A 15621-nucleotide genomic window follows, 5' to 3' on the forward strand; every position below is an offset into this window, starting at 1 on the left:
CCGACGGGCAGAGTCCGGCCAGCAGCGCAATGCGCTGGCCGGCGCTGCTACGACTGCTTACGGCCGCTTTAGCTGCTCAAGGACCAGCCTCTTTCGCTGCTGACGAGAAAGCGAGTGAGCCAGTCAGGCGCCCCCGCGCGCGGCCCCAAGGGCAAACCCACCGGGAAAATATCTCGTCAATGCATGTAAGCAGCGCCGGCTCGCGTAGTTGCTGCGCATGAAGCGCAAGGAGATCACAGAAAACGAGGCGACTGCTCGTCGGTCAATGCATTGTCGAAAACTCCTCGGCAGCGATTCAAGTCACATGATCGTCTTCGTCTCGGTCCGCCTCGAGTTGGTCGGCCTCGTCCGACGCCAGCACAGGAAACTCCCCCGCCAGCATTTTGTCCTTGCTGAGCAGGCCAGCCTCCTCGAGCATCTCCATGTCCGGAAGATCGCGCAGCGTCTCCAGGCCGAAGTGCGACAGGAACGCCTTCGTCGTCACATAGGTGTAGGGCGCGCCGGGCTGGGGGCTACGCGGCCCGGCAGCGATGAACTCCAGTCCGCGCAGACGGGCGATGGTATCGCGGCTGACCTCTTTGCCGAAGAAGGATGACAATTCGGTGCGATTGATCGGCTGGTAGTAGGCGATGCAAGCAAGGATCAGCGCTTCGGTCTGCGACAACGCCTTGCCGTCGCCGGGAGCGCCGATCGCAGCCCGGATCGTTTCGGCGAAGTTTTTCCGGGTGCGGTGCTGCCAGCCGCCAGCGACGGCAACGAGCTCGTAGGGCCGGCCGCGCAGCTCATCACGGATGTCGTCGATCAGAAGGTCAATGCTGCAGTCGCGGCCGACGACGCGCGCCAGAACCTCGCGCGTCACCGGCGCGGGCGAGGCGAAGATCACCGCCTCGACGCGGCCCATCCATTCGCGCCAGCGCAGCTCCGGCGGCAGCTCGGCCAGCTCGATGTCGAGATCCTCTTTTGGCCGCGCGCGCCGCCCCAAATCACCCTCCCAAAATGTCAGAGCCCATACAGTCGGAAGGTGGGGCGGCCGGTCAGCTCGCGCACCGCGCCGAGCGAGACCAGCCGCTCGAATAGCCGCCGTGTGCTGCGGTCACTCGCGGTCCTGCCGGCGCCGGCCGCCTGGGCGTCCTCCATCAGCAGGATCGCCACCATCATGTCGGCATCCTTGGCCCGCAACTTCGGCGCGGAGGCAAGTAGCCGATGGGCGCGCCGCACGAGGTCGGCGTAGAGATCGACGGCAGCAGCAGCGGCGCGCGCATAGGCCAGCGCGCAAGTCCTCGCCCAGGTCTCGTCGGGGCCGCCGGCCTTGCCGGCCGCGCGCAGCTCGGCGCGGCGCAGCTGGCCGGCGAGCAGCGGCACCGCCATCGGCCATTTCAAGCGATGGGCGAGCACAATGTCTGCGAGCCACAAGGCGAGCGGTTCGCTGTCGGGGACGACGCGCAGGCTTATCGCCGCGATCTCGGCAGCGGCCGCGACGGCGCTTCTCTGTCCTGCCGCCAATTTCGCCGCGGCGGTGACGACGTCCTCAAGCGCTTCATTGAAGCGCAGCTCGAACAGCGAGGACAAGGTAAGCATCCAGTCCGTCGGCGCCATGGCGGCCTGCTCGCCGAGATACCGCCAGGCCTTGAGGATGCATCCGCCCGGCCCCGGGTCGTCGGTCTCGCGGCGCAGATACCAGGCGTCACGCAACGCCGCTTCGTCCTCGGTGCGGCCACCCTGGCGAGCGAGGACGGCGGCGTTGGCGAGCGCCAGGCGTTGGCGCCAGAGCTGACCGAGGGGATGCTCGCTGCGGGCGATCGGGTGGACCGCAGCAAGCGCGCCGCCGGCAAAAAACATCGCATCGTCAACCGGTTGGGCGGACGAGCCCTGCCGCGCCCAGCTAGGCACAGGCGGGACGGTCGGCGGGGGCTCGGGGATGATTCGCGCGCGAGAGAGCATGGCTAAGGGTAACAAATGACGGCGCTTGTGACCATTTATTTCGATAAAACCGCCGCGCCTGTCGGCGGATAACAACGACCGATAATGTTGCATTATCGGTCGTTTTTGCCTTTATAGAGAGGAATGAGCCTGTGGCTCGCTATCGCCGGACGGCCTCCTTTTGGCATCAGATCGACGAGAATTCGCGCTCATTGAGCGGACGGGGTTCGCCCCCAACTCCCGGACGCCGATGGAGATGGTCTCTCTCGTCGAGCAGAGTGCCAAAAATCACGCAAATCGGCCGCCCGGACGAAATCTCGCGCACAATTATGAGATTCCCGGCGCATAATTGTGAGACTGGCTGAATCGGAATGGTGAGACTGGCTGCCAAAGCACGCAGTCTCATCATATCTGAATCGCCTGCCCGTCGCTCGGCAGCTTTGTCCGCCGATTCGGCTAGAATCCGCCAATGAAGTCAAAGTCTGATTCGTTCCAGATCAATGATTTGCCGTCCGCCAATGAAACGCGAACGACACCCGGAATCGCCGTCCAGGACCCCGAAGGTCGTGCTCCAGACGCCTCCGCGCCGCCTGAGAGCCCGGCGGAAAGTGCCGATGTTTCCGCCGCAGAGACGTCGGCCGAGACCCGCGGCGGCCTCCCCTCCCCTCTCCCGGCTGCGGAATCCGGCGTGCCGGCGCATCTCGAACGGCTCGCCGACCGGGCCCGCGACTATGTCGAGGCGGCGAGCTCGGCCAACACCCGCCGGGCCTATGCCACCGACTGGAAGCACTTTTCCGGCTGGTGCCGGCGGCAGGGCCTCGAGGTCTTTCCGCCCTCCCCGCAGACGGTCGGGCTCTACATCACCGCCTGCGCCTCGGGCGCCGCGACGGCCGACCGAACGGCTAATTCGGTCGCGACGATCGAGCGACGCCTCTCGGCTCTGACCTGGAACTACGCGCAGCGCGGGACGCCGCTCGACCGCAAGGACCGGCACATCGCCACCGTCCTCGCCGGCATTCGCAACACCCACGCCGCCCCTCCCCGGCAGAAGGAAGCCGTTTTGCCGGAGGACGTGATCGCCATGCTGGAGACTCTCAATCGGGGCACGCTACGCGGCCTGCGGGACCGCGCCATGCTGCTGCTGGGCTTCGCCGGCGGCCTGCGGCGCTCCGAGATCGTCGGCCTCGACCTCCATCGCGACGACACCGAGGATGGCCGTGGCTGGGTCGAGATCCTCGAGAAGGGCATGATCGTCACCCTGCGCGGCAAGACCGGCTGGCGCGAGGTCGAGATCGGCCGCGGCTCGTCGGACGCCACCTGCCCGGTCGTCGCCCTGCAGACCTGGCTGAAGCTGGCCCGGATCGGCCATGGGCCCCTATTCCGGCGTGTGCGGGGTGAAGGCAAAGACGTTGGTCCGGATCGCCTCACCGACCAGCAGGTCGCCCGCCTGGTGAAGCGTGCGGCGGTCGCCGCCGGCGTCCGTGGCGATCTGCCGGAGGGCGAGCGGGAGGAGAAATTTGCCGGACATTCCCTACGTGCCGGCCTCGCCTCCTCAGCCGAGGTCGACGAGCGCTACGTGCAGAAGCAGCTCGGCCACGCCAGCGCCGAGATGACCCGGCGCTATCAGCGCCGGCGCGACCGCTTCCGTGTCAATCTGACCAAGGCGGCAGGCCTCTGAGGCCGCTCTCCGCTGATTAGAACCGATATGCCCAATCGCGCATTCCGATAAACATGATGCGCCACGGCTGGTCGATAAGTTTGTTCCACGCGTAGCAACAGTGATCGAGGATGTCGTTGTAGGATCTGAACACGCAGTTCGAAAGCCAGTTGTCACGAAGGAACTGCCAGACGTTCAAAAGCCAGGATCAACTCGACGTGCAGACTCTACACAGGTCGAGAGAACGGCTAGTCGCCGAGGGTACGGCGCTGATCAACCAGTTGCGCGCCATTCTTTTGGAGCGTGGATTGGTGGCTTGCCAAGGCTCAGTCTTCCAGTCGAAGATGATCTTCATCGGGCCTCCCCTCATTATTGCTGTCCAATCAGTCGGCGAGCCCGATCATCACGGACAGCATGTTGTTCAGCGCCAGCATATCGGCGCCTGACAGATGGCCTATCACCGGGCCGCATTTGGCACGCGGATAGGCCAGAACCTTGTCGACCATGACCTGTGAGACGAGCTTGAGACCGTTCGAGGCCGTCGGCTCGATGGTGAGCCGATATAGCGGGGCATCGGCGATCATGCCGGTGAGCAAGACCACGAGCACGCTGTCCGCCGCATTGAGCACGTCGGACTGGATGACGACCGCCGGACGGGGCTTGCCGTAGTCGCCCTGTGCCGAAACCGTGACGAGATCCCCTCTCCTCACGATTCAGGCCATTCAGTCGCGGCGGCAATGAAATCCAGCGCCTCAGCTTCCTCGGGCCGGCCGCGCAGCAGCAATCCCTGCCGCCTGGCTTCGGCGGCAAATTCCGGCTTGTGGGGATCAGGCACCCAGATGCGCAGCTGCTTCATGCCGCGATGCTGCTGCTGTTGGCGGTAGCGTTGAAACTTGGTCAGGCCGTCATCGGTATGCTTGGGCCGCGCCATATGAGATCTCCATCAGTTGCGCGCTACTTTACTATAAAGGTTGCGCGCTACCAAACCATTTCATGAATCAGGCCGCATTTTCGTTTTCTTCAGCGGGGCATTGATCTGCGCCATCAGGATCGGCCCGAGCGAGAACTCCCCTGCCGCGGCTTTCGCCGTCAGGCCGCGCAGATAGCCGCCGGCGGAATTGATGGTGGCGCTCCGCTCGAGGATGCAAGCGACAACGATCGCGGCCTGGACCTCGCCCATAACGCGCTGTGCCTCCTCCCAAGCGCTGGGACTGATCCCGAGCATCCGCCGGGCCACAGCGGCCGTCGCCAGGAATCGCGCCAATTCGAAATCTGGCCGTCCTTGGCGTAATCGGCCAGGTCGCCACACGCCTGCAGCACCATTCCTAAGGGATAGCGCCCCTCCCCTCCCCTCCCCTCGGCGTTTGTTGGTCTGGCACCGCTCTAGCCGTCCCGCCTTCTCGGGAGGCTGGTTCAAGATCAATAAAGAGGTTTGGATTTGAACTCTGTTTGTGCGGCTCAGAATGGGCCTCATTGGGGTCCAGATTCGACGTTTTGACGTGTGATTTCAGCAGACCAAGCACGTCGTCGGCGAGTTGAGAAAGCGTGTCAGCGGCCTCCTGCAGCTGCTCAAGTGTCGGCGAGCGTGGAATTCCGTCCACGATCGCCCGGAAGCCGACGTGAATCCCGGGCCAGTCGGCGGGTACGCCCTCCTCGATGCCGGTGGCGATCATCTTGGCGATGTCGCGCCGGCAGAGCGTAATGCGTTCACGGGCCAGCTTCACGGCCCTGATCCCGGCCGCGATCTCCTCGGCCAGGCCCTCGATCTCCTCAGATCGGGCCACCAGCGGCGAGATGTCGAAGCCAAACGCACGATCGCTCTCCCCTTCCCAGCCCTTCCTGACGTAGCGCTTGCCGTTCGGGCTATCGCGGCGAACGATCAGGCCGGCGTCGACCAGGGCCGCCAGGTGACGCTTCAGCGTCGAGATCGGCATGCCATGGGCCCGGAGCGACAACTGGACGTTCGACGGGAAGACGATCAGATCGTCCTCGCCCGTGAGCGCAGTCTCCGGGTGGAAGGTCAGCAACGCGTTTAGCACCGATAGCGAGCGCTCAGAGACGCCGAGCTTCGGTCTGGCCAAGCAGATGGCCTGGTAGATCCTCCACTTGTGGACCACCTTCTCCGGCGGCCGCGATGTCGCGACGATCTGGCTTGCCACATGGGCAAGCGTCAGCGATCGCCGCCCAAAGGGCGTCGTTGGGACATGGGTCTGCATGGGCCTTTTCAGGCAAAGGAAATCCGCCCGCCAAAAATGGCGTCAGCCTCGCCGGGAGACTCTTGACAGCGATTCGCGGAAAGCGTCTTCTCTGAAGCGCCAACTATCAGATGAAGGCTTCCGGGACGGTGACGTTTCGGGGGCCTTTTTCTTTTGCAGCTGCTCCTTGGTTCGAGTTGGTCGGGAGGTTACGAAACAAAAAAGTCGTCAGCTGACGACTTTTTCCTCAGCGGCCTTCAAGCCAGTCATCGCGTAGCGCGACCAACCGGCTTTCAAACCACTCTCCGAATGATCGACCATCGGCGCGAGCCGATCCGTCGTCCTTCGGAAGCTTCAATGTCAAGTCTCCCGCCGGCGATCGCCGCACGAGCGCGTAATCAGCCCCGTTCCGATCCTTGAGGGGTGAAAAGTCGTCAGCTGACGGCTTTTTCGAATCCGTCGAAGCCAGATTGAAGATGGCCTGGAAGCGCTCGTCACTGGGGAGTTTGAGGAACTCCGGATCGCTGATCTTCTTCCTGAAGGCATTGAGTTTCGAGGGAACGATCTCTGTGAGCGCCAGCCAGCGCGGACGCCCGATCGAAGGGGCAGGGCCGATGGCGACGATAATGTCCTCGGGCACCTTCTCGGCGATTTCGATCATCTTGTAGACGTTCGCCTTGCCGCCCGAGATCGCGGCAATCAGCTGCTCGCCTTTCAGGCCCCGATCCTTCAGCCTCCGTGCGAACAGGCAGCGCTCAATGAACGACGTGTTCTTGCGCTCGTTGTTCTCCTGGCCCTGGGCGATGAGGGCGTCATCTTCGCCGATGTCCGTGACGACAGCTCTCAAAGGCCGGCCGAGAGATTTGACGGCTTCCACACGCCGATGGCCGAAGACAGTGAGGTAGCGGCCAGGCGCTGTGGGGTTCGGCCGGAGCAGGGCAGGGACCCTCTGGCCGGATTCGGCGATACTGGAGCGAAGAGACTCGTTCTCCTCAGAACCCGGATCATCAAGCCGGTCCCGGATCGGCGAAGGATCGATCAGAGTGCTATCGATCTCCTGGACAACGCCGTTCTTATTCAGATCGTCCAGTTCTTTCTGAAGCCTTTCGGCTCGCCGGCTGCCTTCGGCCGCATCCTGCAGGACACTGCTGAATTTGTTGAGCGCCGGCGAATGTTGCACGATCGGTGCGTGGACCCTCGCTGGCTCACCGTCCTTGGTTTCCGGCTTGTCTCCGAGCTTAAAGAGATTTTTCCGGCTCATGGTCTCCCCCATGCAGCGTGTATCAGTTGCTCGATCTCTCCATTGACGGCGTTCACGGATTCCAACGCCCGATCGTAGGTGGACCTAGTGAACTGGCTGCGCTCGACCTCGTAGATCGTTTGGCTCGTGAGCCCCGCATCGGAGATCGCCGTCGACTTCAGAGCCGGATGATTGAGGACGTAGCCCTTGAAGATGCTGCGCAGGAAACCAACGATTTGGTTCTGAGGACCGTCCGAGGGCTCAAACCTGGTCAGCAAATACCGGATGAAATTGTGCGGCGGATCGTGGCCCGTCTGCTGGTGGACGACGTTCAGATAGGAGCCGAGCATGGTCAAGAACTGGCTCATGCTCATGACGTCCAGCATCTCGGGATGGACGGTCACCAGAACCGCCGTCGCCGAAATCAGAGCCGAGAGCGAGAGGAAGCCAAGCTGGGGAGGGCAGTCGATGACGACGACGTCGTAATCGGCCTCGACCGGGAGGAGGGCATCCATGATGCGCCCGAAAATCTCCACCCCGCCCTTCTGCTTCGTCGCGACCGTCGCGGTTTCGTGCTCGAACTCCATCAGCTCGAGGGCCGCGGGCACCAGATCCAGGCCGGGGATGTAGGTGCGCCGAATGATGTTCCTGAGGGGGGCGGCGTCTTCTCCGTAGTGGATAGCTCCATAGAGGGACTGGTTCGGACCAACATCAACCTCGGGCGCCACACCGAAGATCGAGGTAAGGGAGGCCTGAGGATCGAGATCGATTGCCAGCGTCCGATAGCCGTGGATCGCCAGATACTGGGCGAGGTTGGCGGATGTCGTGGTCTTAGCCGATCCGCCTTTGAAGTTGATGACGGCAATCACCTGCAGGTGCTCGCCGGGCCGTCGGCCGCGCAGAAGCTTACCCGGCGTGCGTGACCTTTCCTCCAGTGTCCTTCGCAGGGTCTGGAGATCCTCGAGGGTGTAGGTTCGACGCGCCTGACCCTTCGTGCTGAGTTTGTCGTCGATTTCGAGCGCCACGGCTCGCAAGTAGCTCTCGGCCACGCCGAGGAGCGACGAGGTCTCGGCGGGAGACAGCTTCCTGAAGGTTTTGGCTGACGTCGGTGGAAAGGTTTCCAGCCGATGGTCCGTCAGCTTGTCGAGCAGGGACTTGCCCTGCTCCTCGATGAGGAGCCTCAGTGGCTTTCCTGATTGACCGACGTTCACAACAAGCGCTTTCTCGTGATTTTCGCGTATAATTCCGCTTGTTGACTTTCTCCGTCGATTCCATCGAGTCGCGCAAGGACTATTTTTGCAGGCGTTTTAACGGCCCGTTACCCATATTCGGCAGCGATTCACGTATTTGTTCGCCTCGAAGCTCCGATTTTGGCCAATCAATGGGAACAGGCGTGACCCGTGGGGCACGATCGCCGGGCTTCTGGCGGCTCCGCACGCGGATCGCATCAGCGTGATGAACGCATTTATTGCATTTCAATCAATAGCATAACTGTGCGCTTCATTGAGAATGCGGCCTGCCGGGGCTCATGTTCTTATGAGAGGCGCCAGCGCTCGCTATTCACCGATCCACGGCCGCTTTCAGGCTTTGTCGATGCCGACTCACCCGGGCATCGAGAACCGCACTCATAATTTCATTAGTCGCGCCGGCCGGGCGATGGTGGCTTTTAGGCCTCCGAACCCGACAGATTCGGAGCAATACGCATGCGGGCCATCGCCGTCCCACCCAAAACATACAGTAACTCAGCTGTCCTTCTCGATTCGATGCACGGACTTCGCGCCCACGTCTTCTGCGAACGCATGAACTGGGACGTCGAGGTCAGGGACGGGCGCGAGGCCGATCGGTTCCGCTGGCCGACCTACATCCTGGCGCTATCCAATCGGAGCGAGGTCGCCGGTTGCGCCCGATTGCTGCCGGCGACTGGGCCGACGTTGCTGTCCGTGCGCTTTCCCGAGCTGATCGGGTCGGGCCCGCCTCACGCCGCCATGATCAAGAGCTCGCGCTTCTGCGTCGACACGTTGATCGAGACGGGAAGGGCAGGGCTGGCACTTCATGACGCGACCTGGACGATGTTCACGGCGATCATCGAATGGTCGATGGCGAACGGCTATTCCGAGCTCGTCACCGGGACCGATGTCCGCATCAAGCGGATCCTGCGCGGCGCGGGCTGGCCAATGGCTCGGATCGGAGAACCCGAGCCGATCGGCAACACGGCTGCCGTCACCAGCCTGCTTCCGACTGACGAGGCGAGCTTCAAGCGCGTGCGTGCGGCCGGCCGACTACTCGTCAACGATCTATCCGCTCCGGCAAGCGGCCTGAGGAGGTCGCGATGACGCAACTGCGCTCCCATCCGCGCCTGATCCGCAAGCTGCAGGACGCCCTTGGCAAAAAGCTCTGCGTCGCCCTTGATGACGCAACCGTTGTGGAAATCATGCTCAACCCGGACGGCCGACTGTTCATCGAACGGCTCGGCCACGGCATGGCGGCGACCGGAGAGATGACCGCGGCCGCCGCCGAGATCGTCATCGGCAGCGTCGCACACGCGCTCAATTGCGAAGCCGACGACGAGCAGCCGATCATCTCCGGAGAACTGCCGATCGGCGGCCACAGGTTCGAGGGGTTGCTGCCCCCGATCGTCAAGGCGCCGGCTTTCACGATCCGGCGGCGCGCCTCGCGGCTGATTCCGCTCGATGATTATGTGAAGGGTCGGGTGATGACCGAGCGCCAGGCCGACATCATTCGCAACGCCGTCGCCTCGCGCCTCAACATCGTCATTTCCGGCGGCACCGGCTCCGGCAAGACGACGCTGGCGAACGCCGTCATCGCGGAGATCGCCGAGACAGCGCCTGACGACCGCATCCTGATCCTCGAGGACACGGCCGAGATCCAGTGCCCGGCCGAAAACGTCGTCGCGCTGCACACCAGCGACACTGTCGACATGGCCCGGCTTCTCAAGAGCACCATGCGACTACGGCCCGACCGCATCGTCGTCGGCGAGGTTCGCGACGGCGCCGCGCTTACGCTGCTCAAAGCCTGGAACACCGGCCATCCCGGTGGCGTCGCCACTGTCCATGCGAACACCGCCGAGTCGGCCCTGCGCCGGCTCGAGCAGCTCTCCGCGGAAGCAAGTCAGCAGTCGATGCGCGAGGTGATCGGCGAAGCCGTCGACCTCATCGTCTCGATCGAGCGGACCGCCAAGGGCCGCGTCCTGCGCGACATCCTCCACGTCGAGGGCTTCGTCAACGGCCGCTACCAGACCGAATCCTATTGTCCAAAGGAGGAAACCCATGTCGCCTGACCGCCTTGCCGCCCGCATCGTGCTGGGGCTCGCGCTCGGCCTGCTGATCGCTCATCCCGCGCTTGCCTCGTCGGGCGGCAGCCTGCCGTGGGAAAGTCCGCTCGAGCAGATCCAGAAATCCATCACCGGCCCGGTCGCCGGCTTCATCGCGCTGGCGGCCGTGGCGGTCGCCGGCGGCATGCTGATCTTTGGCGGCGAGCTCAACGATTTCGCGCGGCGGCTGATGTACATCGTGCTTGTCGCCGGCATCTTGCTCGGCGCCACGCAGATCGTCGCCTTGTTCGGCTCGACCGGCGCTTCGATCGGCACCGTCGCAACCGACACAACCGCCGCCCCCATCTCGTCCGGCAGCAGGGCAGGGGAGGGAGCTCGTGGCTGAAGCCGACTCCGCGCTCGCCGGCTCGCGTATCCACCGCGCGCTGTCGCGGCCCAATCTGCTGATGGGCGCCGACCGCGAACTCGTTCTGCTCACAGGGCTTGCGGCCGTCATCCTGATCTTCGTGGTGCTCACCTGGTATGCGGCGCTGTTCGGCGTCGCGATCTGGACCTTCACGGTCGGCCTGCTGCGGATGATGGCGAAGGCCGATCCGGCGATGCGGCGCGTCTATATGCGCCATGTCGGCTACCGCCGGCACTATCGCCCGACCTCCTCGCCCTGGCGGCGCTTCTGAGGATCGAGCATGGTTGCGCTGCGCTCCTTCCGCCATTCCGGCCCGTCCTTCGCCGATCTCGTGCCTTATGCGGGACTGGTCGACGACGGCATCGTCCTCCTCAAGGACGGCTCGCTGATGGCCGGCTGGTATTTCGCCGGGCCGGATTCGGAAAGTTCGACCGACGCCGAGCGCAACGACGTGTCCCGGCAGATCAACGCCATCCTCGCCCGTCTCGGCTCGGGCTGGATGATCCAGGTCGAGGCGCTGCGCATTCCGACCACGGACTATCCCGCCCGCAAGGACGGCCACTTCCCTGACGCGGTCACGCGCGCGATCGACGAGGAGCGACGCGGGCATTTTGAACGGGAGAGAGGGCATTACGAAAGCCGGCATGCCCTGATCCTGACCTGGCGTCCGCCTGAGCGGCGCAAGTCGGGCCTCGCCAAGTACGTCTACTCCGACAAGGACAGCCGATCGGCGAGCTTCGCCGACACGGCGCTCGGCAACTTCAGGACCTCAATCCGCGAGATCGAGCAATATCTGTCGAACCTGTTGTCGATCCAGCGCATGCGAACGCGCGAGACCGCGGAACGCGGCGACGCGCGCATCGCACGGTATGACGAGCTCTTCCAGTTCGTGCGCTTCTGCATCACCGGCGAGAACCATCCGGTCCGCCTGCCCGAGGTCCCGATGTATCTCGACTGGCTCGTGACTGCCGAATATCAGCACGGGCTGACGCCGACGGTCGACGGCCGCTATGTCGGCGTGGTGGCGATCGACGGCCTGCCGGCCGAGAGCTGGCCCGGCATCCTGAACATCCTCGACCTGATGCCGTTGACCTACCGCTGGTCATCGCGCTTCATGTTCCTCGACGAGATCGAAGCGCGCGAACGGCTCGAGCGCACCCGGAAGAAATGGCAGCAGAAGGTCCGGCCCTTCTTCGACCAGCTGTTCCAGACCCAGTCGCGTTCGATCGACCAGGACGCCATGGCCATGGTCGCCGAGACGCAGGACGCAATCGCGGAAGCGGCCTCGCAGCTCGTCGCCTACGGCTACTACACGCCAGTCATCGTGCTGCAGGATCACGATGCCGAACGGCTACGCGAGAAGTGCGAGGGCATTCGCCGTGTCGTCCAGGCCGAGGGTTTTGGCGCCCGCATCGAGACGCTGAACGCCACGGAGGCCTTCCTCGGATCGCTGCCCGGCAACTGGTATGCGAACATCCGCGAGCCGCTGATCCACACCCGCAACCTCGCCGATCTCCTGCCGCTCAATTCGGTGTGGTCGGGAAGCCCGGTGGCGCCATGCCCGTTCTATCCGGAAGGTTCACCGCCGCTGATGCAGGTGGCGTCGGGCTCAACGCCGTTCCGGCTGAACCTTCACACCGACGACGTCGGACACAGCCTGATCTTCGGTCCGACCGGCTCGGGCAAATCGACCCTGCTGGCGCTGATCGCCGCGCAGTTCCGCCGCTACAGGGACGCGCAGATATTCGCCTTCGACAAGGGAAGGTCGCTGATGCCGCTGACGCTCGCGGCTGGCGGCGATCACTATGAGATCGGCGGCGGGGCAGGGGAGGGGCCTCAGCTCGCCTTCTGCCCGCTCGCCGAACTTGCGACCGACGCCGACCGCGCCTGGGCGTCGGAATGGATCGAGACACTCGTGGTACTGCAGGGCGTCAGCGTCACGCCGGATCATCGCAACGCCATCTCGCGCCAGGTCGCGCTCATGGCGGCGGCGCCGGGACGCTCGCTCGCCGACTTCGTCTCGGGCGTGCAGATGCGCGAGATCAAGGACGCGCTGCACCACTACACGGTCGACGGTCCAATGGGACATCTGCTCGACGCCGAGCGCGACGGGCTGGTGCTTGGCGGTTTCCAGACCTTCGAGATCGAAGAGCTGATGAACATGGGCGAGCGCAGCCTCGTGCCCGTGCTCACCTATCTGTTCCGGAGGATCGAGAAGCGTCTGACCGGCGCTCCAAGCCTGATCCTGCTCGACGAGGCCTGGCTGATGCTGGGCCATCCCGTCTTCCGCGACAAAATCCGCGAATGGCTGAAGGTGCTGCGCAAGGCCAATTGCGCCGTCGTGCTCGCCACCCAGTCGATCTCAGACGCCGAGCGGTCCGGCATCATCGACGTGCTGAAGGAATCCTGCCCGACGAAAATCTGCCTGCCGAACGGCGCGGCGCGCGAACCGGGAACGCGCGAGTTCTACGAACGCCTCGGCTTCAACGAGCGCCAGATCGAGATCGTCTCCAACGCGATCCCGAAGCGCGAATATTACGTCACCTCACCCGCCGGCCGGCGTCTGTTCGACATGGCGCTGGGTCCGGTCGCGCTCGCCTTCGTCGGCGCGTCCGGCCGGGACGATCTCAAACGCATCACTGAGCTCAAAGCCGTGCACGGCCGCACCTGGCCGGCAAACTGGCTCCAGACAAGGGGGATCGCTCATGCCGAGACGCTACTCGCAGATGACTAGATTGGAATTCCTGCGCGGCGCGGCGGTCGCGGCCATGGCGCTGCCGTTCATGGCGAGATCCGCCTTCGCCGGCGGCGGCGCCCTCAGTGGCGGCGCGACCGAGTGGACGCAGATGCTCAACAACAGCGAGCTCGTCTCGCTGGTCGGCAAATCGGCCGAGCAGGTGAACAACCAGATCAAGCAGATCACCCAGCTCGCCGAGCAAATCCAAAACCAGCTGAAGATCTACAGCAACATGCTGCAAAACACCGCGCAGTTGCCGAACCATATCTGGGGGCAGGTCCAGAGCGACCTCAACCAGCTCAGAAACATTGTCAGCCAGGGGCAGGGCATCGCCTTCTCGATGGGCAATATCGACGACGTGTTGAAGCAGCGCTTCCAGAGCTACGCCGACTTCAAGACCAGGCTGCCGAACAATGCCAGCTTCTCGTCGACCTACCAGACCTGGTCCTCGACCAACCGCGACACGATCGGCAGCACGCTGCGCGCCGCGAGCCTCACCGCCGATCAATTCTCGAGCGAGGAGGCGACCATGTCGCAGCTCCGCTCGATGTCGGAAGGCGCCGACGGTCAGATGAAGGCGCTGCAGGTCGGCCACCAGATCGCGACCCAGCAGGTCGCCCAGATGCAGAAGCTGCGCGGGCTCGTCTCCCAGCAGATGACGATGATGGCGACCTGGTATCAGTCGGAGCAGGCCGAGAAGGACCTCGCTCAAGCGCGCCGGGAGGAGTTCTTCAAATCGACGGCGCCGTCGATAACGGGCGGGCAGGAGATGCGCCCGAGATGGTGAAATCTCTCCTGATCAGCGTCATCGGCGTTTGCGCGGCGGCCGCTGTCGGCCTCTGGCTATCTCAGCGTACGCCGACGGGCCCGGCGGTGACCGATCCGACGCCGGCTGCCCGATCGAGCGATGACCGCGAGCGCGCGAAAGCGTTCTTCGGCACGCCGCAAAAGTACGACATGACCAACGGACAGGAGATGCGACCGCGATGGTGACGGCCTCCTTTCTCACCCGTCCTTCGACGGTGCTTGCCATTGCCGTCACAGCAGCCGTCTGTCTTCACACCGTCGGTCCGGCAATCGCCGCCGCGGATGGCGGCGTGCTAACGACGGTCGAGAACCAGGTGGTCACGGCCGCGAAGGGTTGGGAATCGACCGTCACGAACGCTGCAAAATCGCTGTTCTGGATCCTCGCCGGCATCGAGGTCGGCATCGCCGCGGCTTGGCTCGCCATCCAGGCCGCGACGATCGAAGCCTGGTTCGCCGAGCTCGTGCGCCGGATCATGTTCATCGGCTTCTTCGCCTTCGTCCTGGCGGAGGGGCCGAGCTTCGCCAAGGCCGTGGTCGACAGCCTGTTCCAGATCGGCGGCGGCAGCGGCTCCGCTTCGCCGGCGAACGTCTTCAATGCCGGCCTGACGGTCGCCTCCGCCATGTCGCAGAAGATTTCCTTCGGCGTGTTTCAGGACAACGCGCTGGCGCTCTCGGCCTCGCTCGCCATGATCGTCAGCGTCATCGCCTTCTCGCTCGTCGCGGCGATCTTCCTCGCCGTGCTCGTCGAGATGTATGTCGGCCTTCTCGCCGGCATGATCATGCTCGGCCTCGGCGGATCGTCCTTCACCAAGGATTTCGCGATCCGCTACCTCGTCTACGCCTTCTCGGTCGGCATGAAGCTCATGTCGCTCGTCATGATCGCCAAGATCGGCTCCGACGTACTGATCGGCCTCGCCAAGGATACGTCGGTCGGCAACCAGTATCAAACCGCGCTCGCCATCGCCGGCATCGCGGTCGTCGTCTTCATCCTCGCGATGTACGTGCCATCCATCGTCCAGGGCGTGGTGCAAGGCGCCTCGGTCAGCGGCGGCATGGAGATGATCCGGCACGGCGCGCAGGCGGCGAGTTTCGCAGCCGGCGGCGCTGCCCTCGCGATGGGCGGGGCCAACGCGGGCGCGGCGGCCTTCTCGGCGGCGCGCGCGAGCGGCTCGTCGGTCGGTGGCGCCGCCCTTGCCGGCCTGCGGGGCGCGGCCTCGGCCGGAGGCGCGCTCGCCTCGGCCGCCCGCGACAAGGCGATCGGTGCGCCCGGCGCCTACGCCGGATCTCTGCTCGGGCTCGCCAACGCCAAGCTCGAGAAGAGCGGCGGCGGATCGCCGACCCCTCCGCCCCAAAAACACGAAAAATGA

At 64.3% G+C, this 15621-nt stretch carries 15 protein-coding genes and 3 pseudogenes; 10 read left to right on the top strand and 8 right to left on the bottom strand.

Going from position 1 to position 15621, the window contains the following annotated elements; translation table 11 throughout:
• Positions 1-295: 295 nt before the first annotated feature.
• Both QJT78_RS34445 and QJT78_RS34450 read right to left on the bottom strand, forming a co-directional pair.
• The gene (locus tag QJT78_RS34445) at positions 296-982 is read right to left on the bottom strand and encodes an SMC-Scp complex subunit ScpB (RefSeq protein WP_028182291.1); all 687 of its coding nucleotides are present in this window, start codon (positions 980-982) and stop codon (positions 296-298) included.
• A gap of 17 nt (positions 983-999) precedes the next feature.
• Complete coding sequence (locus QJT78_RS34450) at positions 1000-1941, bottom strand: DUF1403 family protein (RefSeq protein WP_028182290.1); 942 nt, start codon at positions 1939-1941, stop codon at positions 1000-1002.
• A gap of 448 nt (positions 1942-2389) precedes the next feature.
• Here QJT78_RS34450 and QJT78_RS34455 point away from each other — a divergent pair, with 448 nt between their 5' ends.
• Positions 2390-3598, top strand: a complete 1209-nt coding sequence (locus QJT78_RS34455; protein ID WP_232674643.1) for a tyrosine-type recombinase/integrase — start codon at positions 2390-2392, stop codon at positions 3596-3598.
• 16 nt (positions 3599-3614) lie between these two features.
• Here the strand turns inward: QJT78_RS34455 and QJT78_RS34460 are convergent.
• Positions 3615-3773, bottom strand: a pseudogene (locus tag QJT78_RS34460) (IS630 family transposase); the annotation flags it as partial.
• A gap of 1 nt (position 3774) precedes the next feature.
• On the opposite strand from QJT78_RS34460, the pseudogene QJT78_RS34465 reads away from it, so the two are divergent.
• Positions 3775-3903: pseudogene (locus tag QJT78_RS34465) on the top strand (IS110 family transposase); the annotation flags it as partial.
• A 57-nt stretch (positions 3904-3960) separates the two neighbouring features.
• Here QJT78_RS34465 and QJT78_RS34470 read toward each other — a convergent pair.
• The 5 genes and pseudogenes from QJT78_RS34470 to repA form a co-directional block, all read right to left on the bottom strand.
• Positions 3961-4287: a type II toxin-antitoxin system PemK/MazF family toxin gene (locus tag QJT78_RS34470; RefSeq protein ID WP_028152590.1), complete on the bottom strand. Its 327-nt coding sequence runs from the start codon at positions 4285-4287 to the stop codon at positions 3961-3963.
• Positions 4284-4508 carry an antitoxin MazE-like protein gene (locus QJT78_RS34475; RefSeq protein ID WP_028152591.1) on the bottom strand — a complete coding sequence of 75 codons (225 nt, stop codon included), beginning with the start codon at positions 4506-4508 and terminating at the stop codon, positions 4284-4286. Before QJT78_RS34475 ends, QJT78_RS34470 begins: the two co-directional genes overlap by 4 nt.
• Positions 4509-4568: 60 nt before the next feature.
• Positions 4569-5793 (bottom strand): annotated as a pseudogene (gene repC / locus QJT78_RS34480) (plasmid replication protein RepC).
• Between the two features lie 226 nt (positions 5794-6019).
• The gene (repB, locus tag QJT78_RS34485) at positions 6020-7033 is read right to left on the bottom strand and encodes a plasmid partitioning protein RepB (RefSeq protein WP_049808001.1); all 1014 of its coding nucleotides are present in this window, start codon (positions 7031-7033) and stop codon (positions 6020-6022) included.
• Positions 7030-8223: a plasmid partitioning protein RepA gene (gene repA / locus QJT78_RS34490; protein ID WP_028152592.1), complete on the bottom strand. Its 1194-nt coding sequence runs from the start codon at positions 8221-8223 to the stop codon at positions 7030-7032. Before repA ends, repB begins: the two co-directional genes overlap by 4 nt.
• A gap of 552 nt (positions 8224-8775) precedes the next feature.
• Here repA and QJT78_RS34495 point away from each other — a divergent pair.
• The 8 genes from QJT78_RS34495 to trbL are packed head-to-tail and all read left to right on the top strand — an operon-like array spanning position 8776 to position 15621.
• Positions 8776-9345, top strand: a complete 570-nt coding sequence (locus QJT78_RS34495; protein ID WP_232707732.1) for an acyl-homoserine-lactone synthase — start codon at positions 8776-8778, stop codon at positions 9343-9345.
• The gene (trbB, locus tag QJT78_RS34500) at positions 9342-10310 is read left to right on the top strand and encodes a P-type conjugative transfer ATPase TrbB (protein ID WP_060913174.1); all 969 of its coding nucleotides are present in this window, start codon (positions 9342-9344) and stop codon (positions 10308-10310) included. Before QJT78_RS34495 ends, trbB begins: the two co-directional genes overlap by 4 nt.
• Positions 10300-10689 (top strand): TrbC/VirB2 family protein, encoded by a 390-nt coding sequence (locus tag QJT78_RS34505; protein WP_028152594.1) that lies wholly within the window; start codon positions 10300-10302, stop codon positions 10687-10689. The genes trbB and QJT78_RS34505 overlap by 11 nt, the downstream gene beginning before the upstream one ends.
• Positions 10682-10981 carry a conjugal transfer protein TrbD gene (locus QJT78_RS34510; protein WP_028152595.1) on the top strand — a complete coding sequence of 100 codons (300 nt, stop codon included), beginning with the start codon at positions 10682-10684 and terminating at the stop codon, positions 10979-10981. Before QJT78_RS34505 ends, QJT78_RS34510 begins: the two co-directional genes overlap by 8 nt.
• 9 nt (positions 10982-10990) lie before the next feature.
• A complete protein-coding gene (locus tag QJT78_RS34515) occupies positions 10991-13444 on the top strand; it encodes a conjugal transfer protein TrbE (protein WP_028152596.1) in 2454 nt (817 codons plus the stop codon).
• Positions 13416-14234 (top strand): P-type conjugative transfer protein TrbJ, encoded by an 819-nt coding sequence (gene trbJ, locus QJT78_RS34520; protein ID WP_038953896.1) that lies wholly within the window; start codon positions 13416-13418, stop codon positions 14232-14234. Before QJT78_RS34515 ends, trbJ begins: the two co-directional genes overlap by 29 nt.
• Positions 14228-14440 (top strand): entry exclusion protein TrbK, encoded by a 213-nt coding sequence (gene trbK / locus QJT78_RS34525; RefSeq protein WP_028152598.1) that lies wholly within the window; start codon positions 14228-14230, stop codon positions 14438-14440. The genes trbJ and trbK overlap by 7 nt, the downstream gene beginning before the upstream one ends.
• Entirely contained in the window at positions 14434-15621 is a 1188-nt protein-coding gene (gene trbL / locus QJT78_RS34530) for a P-type conjugative transfer protein TrbL (protein WP_038945592.1), read from the top strand. The genes trbK and trbL overlap by 7 nt, the downstream gene beginning before the upstream one ends.

The organism is Bradyrhizobium sp. Mp27 (assembly GCF_029953005.1).
In the GTDB taxonomy this organism is placed as follows: domain Bacteria; phylum Pseudomonadota; class Alphaproteobacteria; order Rhizobiales; family Xanthobacteraceae; genus Bradyrhizobium; species Bradyrhizobium barranii.

Excerpts from the sequence above, each read along its gene's own strand:
- QJT78_RS34450 (WP_028182290.1), bottom strand. The coding sequence starts at position 1,941 with ATGCTCTCTCGCGCGCGAATCATCCCCGAGCCCCCGCCGACCGTCCCG.
- QJT78_RS34455 (WP_232674643.1), top strand. The coding sequence starts at position 2,390 with ATGAAGTCAAAGTCTGATTCGTTCCAGATCAATGATTTGCCGTCCGCC.
- QJT78_RS34475 (WP_028152591.1), bottom strand. The coding sequence starts at position 4,508 with ATGGCGCGGCCCAAGCATACCGATGACGGCCTGACCAAGTTTCAACGC.
- repB (WP_049808001.1), bottom strand. The coding sequence starts at position 7,033 with ATGAGCCGGAAAAATCTCTTTAAGCTCGGAGACAAGCCGGAAACCAAG.
- QJT78_RS34495 (WP_232707732.1), top strand. The coding sequence starts at position 8,776 with ATGCACGGACTTCGCGCCCACGTCTTCTGCGAACGCATGAACTGGGAC.
- trbB (WP_060913174.1), top strand. The coding sequence starts at position 9,342 with ATGACGCAACTGCGCTCCCATCCGCGCCTGATCCGCAAGCTGCAGGAC.
- QJT78_RS34505 (WP_028152594.1), top strand. The coding sequence starts at position 10,300 with ATGTCGCCTGACCGCCTTGCCGCCCGCATCGTGCTGGGGCTCGCGCTC.
- QJT78_RS34515 (WP_028152596.1), top strand. The coding sequence starts at position 10,991 with ATGGTTGCGCTGCGCTCCTTCCGCCATTCCGGCCCGTCCTTCGCCGAT.
- trbJ (WP_038953896.1), top strand. The coding sequence starts at position 13,416 with ATGCCGAGACGCTACTCGCAGATGACTAGATTGGAATTCCTGCGCGGC.
- trbK (WP_028152598.1), top strand. The coding sequence starts at position 14,228 with ATGGTGAAATCTCTCCTGATCAGCGTCATCGGCGTTTGCGCGGCGGCC.
- trbL (WP_038945592.1), top strand. The coding sequence starts at position 14,434 with ATGGTGACGGCCTCCTTTCTCACCCGTCCTTCGACGGTGCTTGCCATT.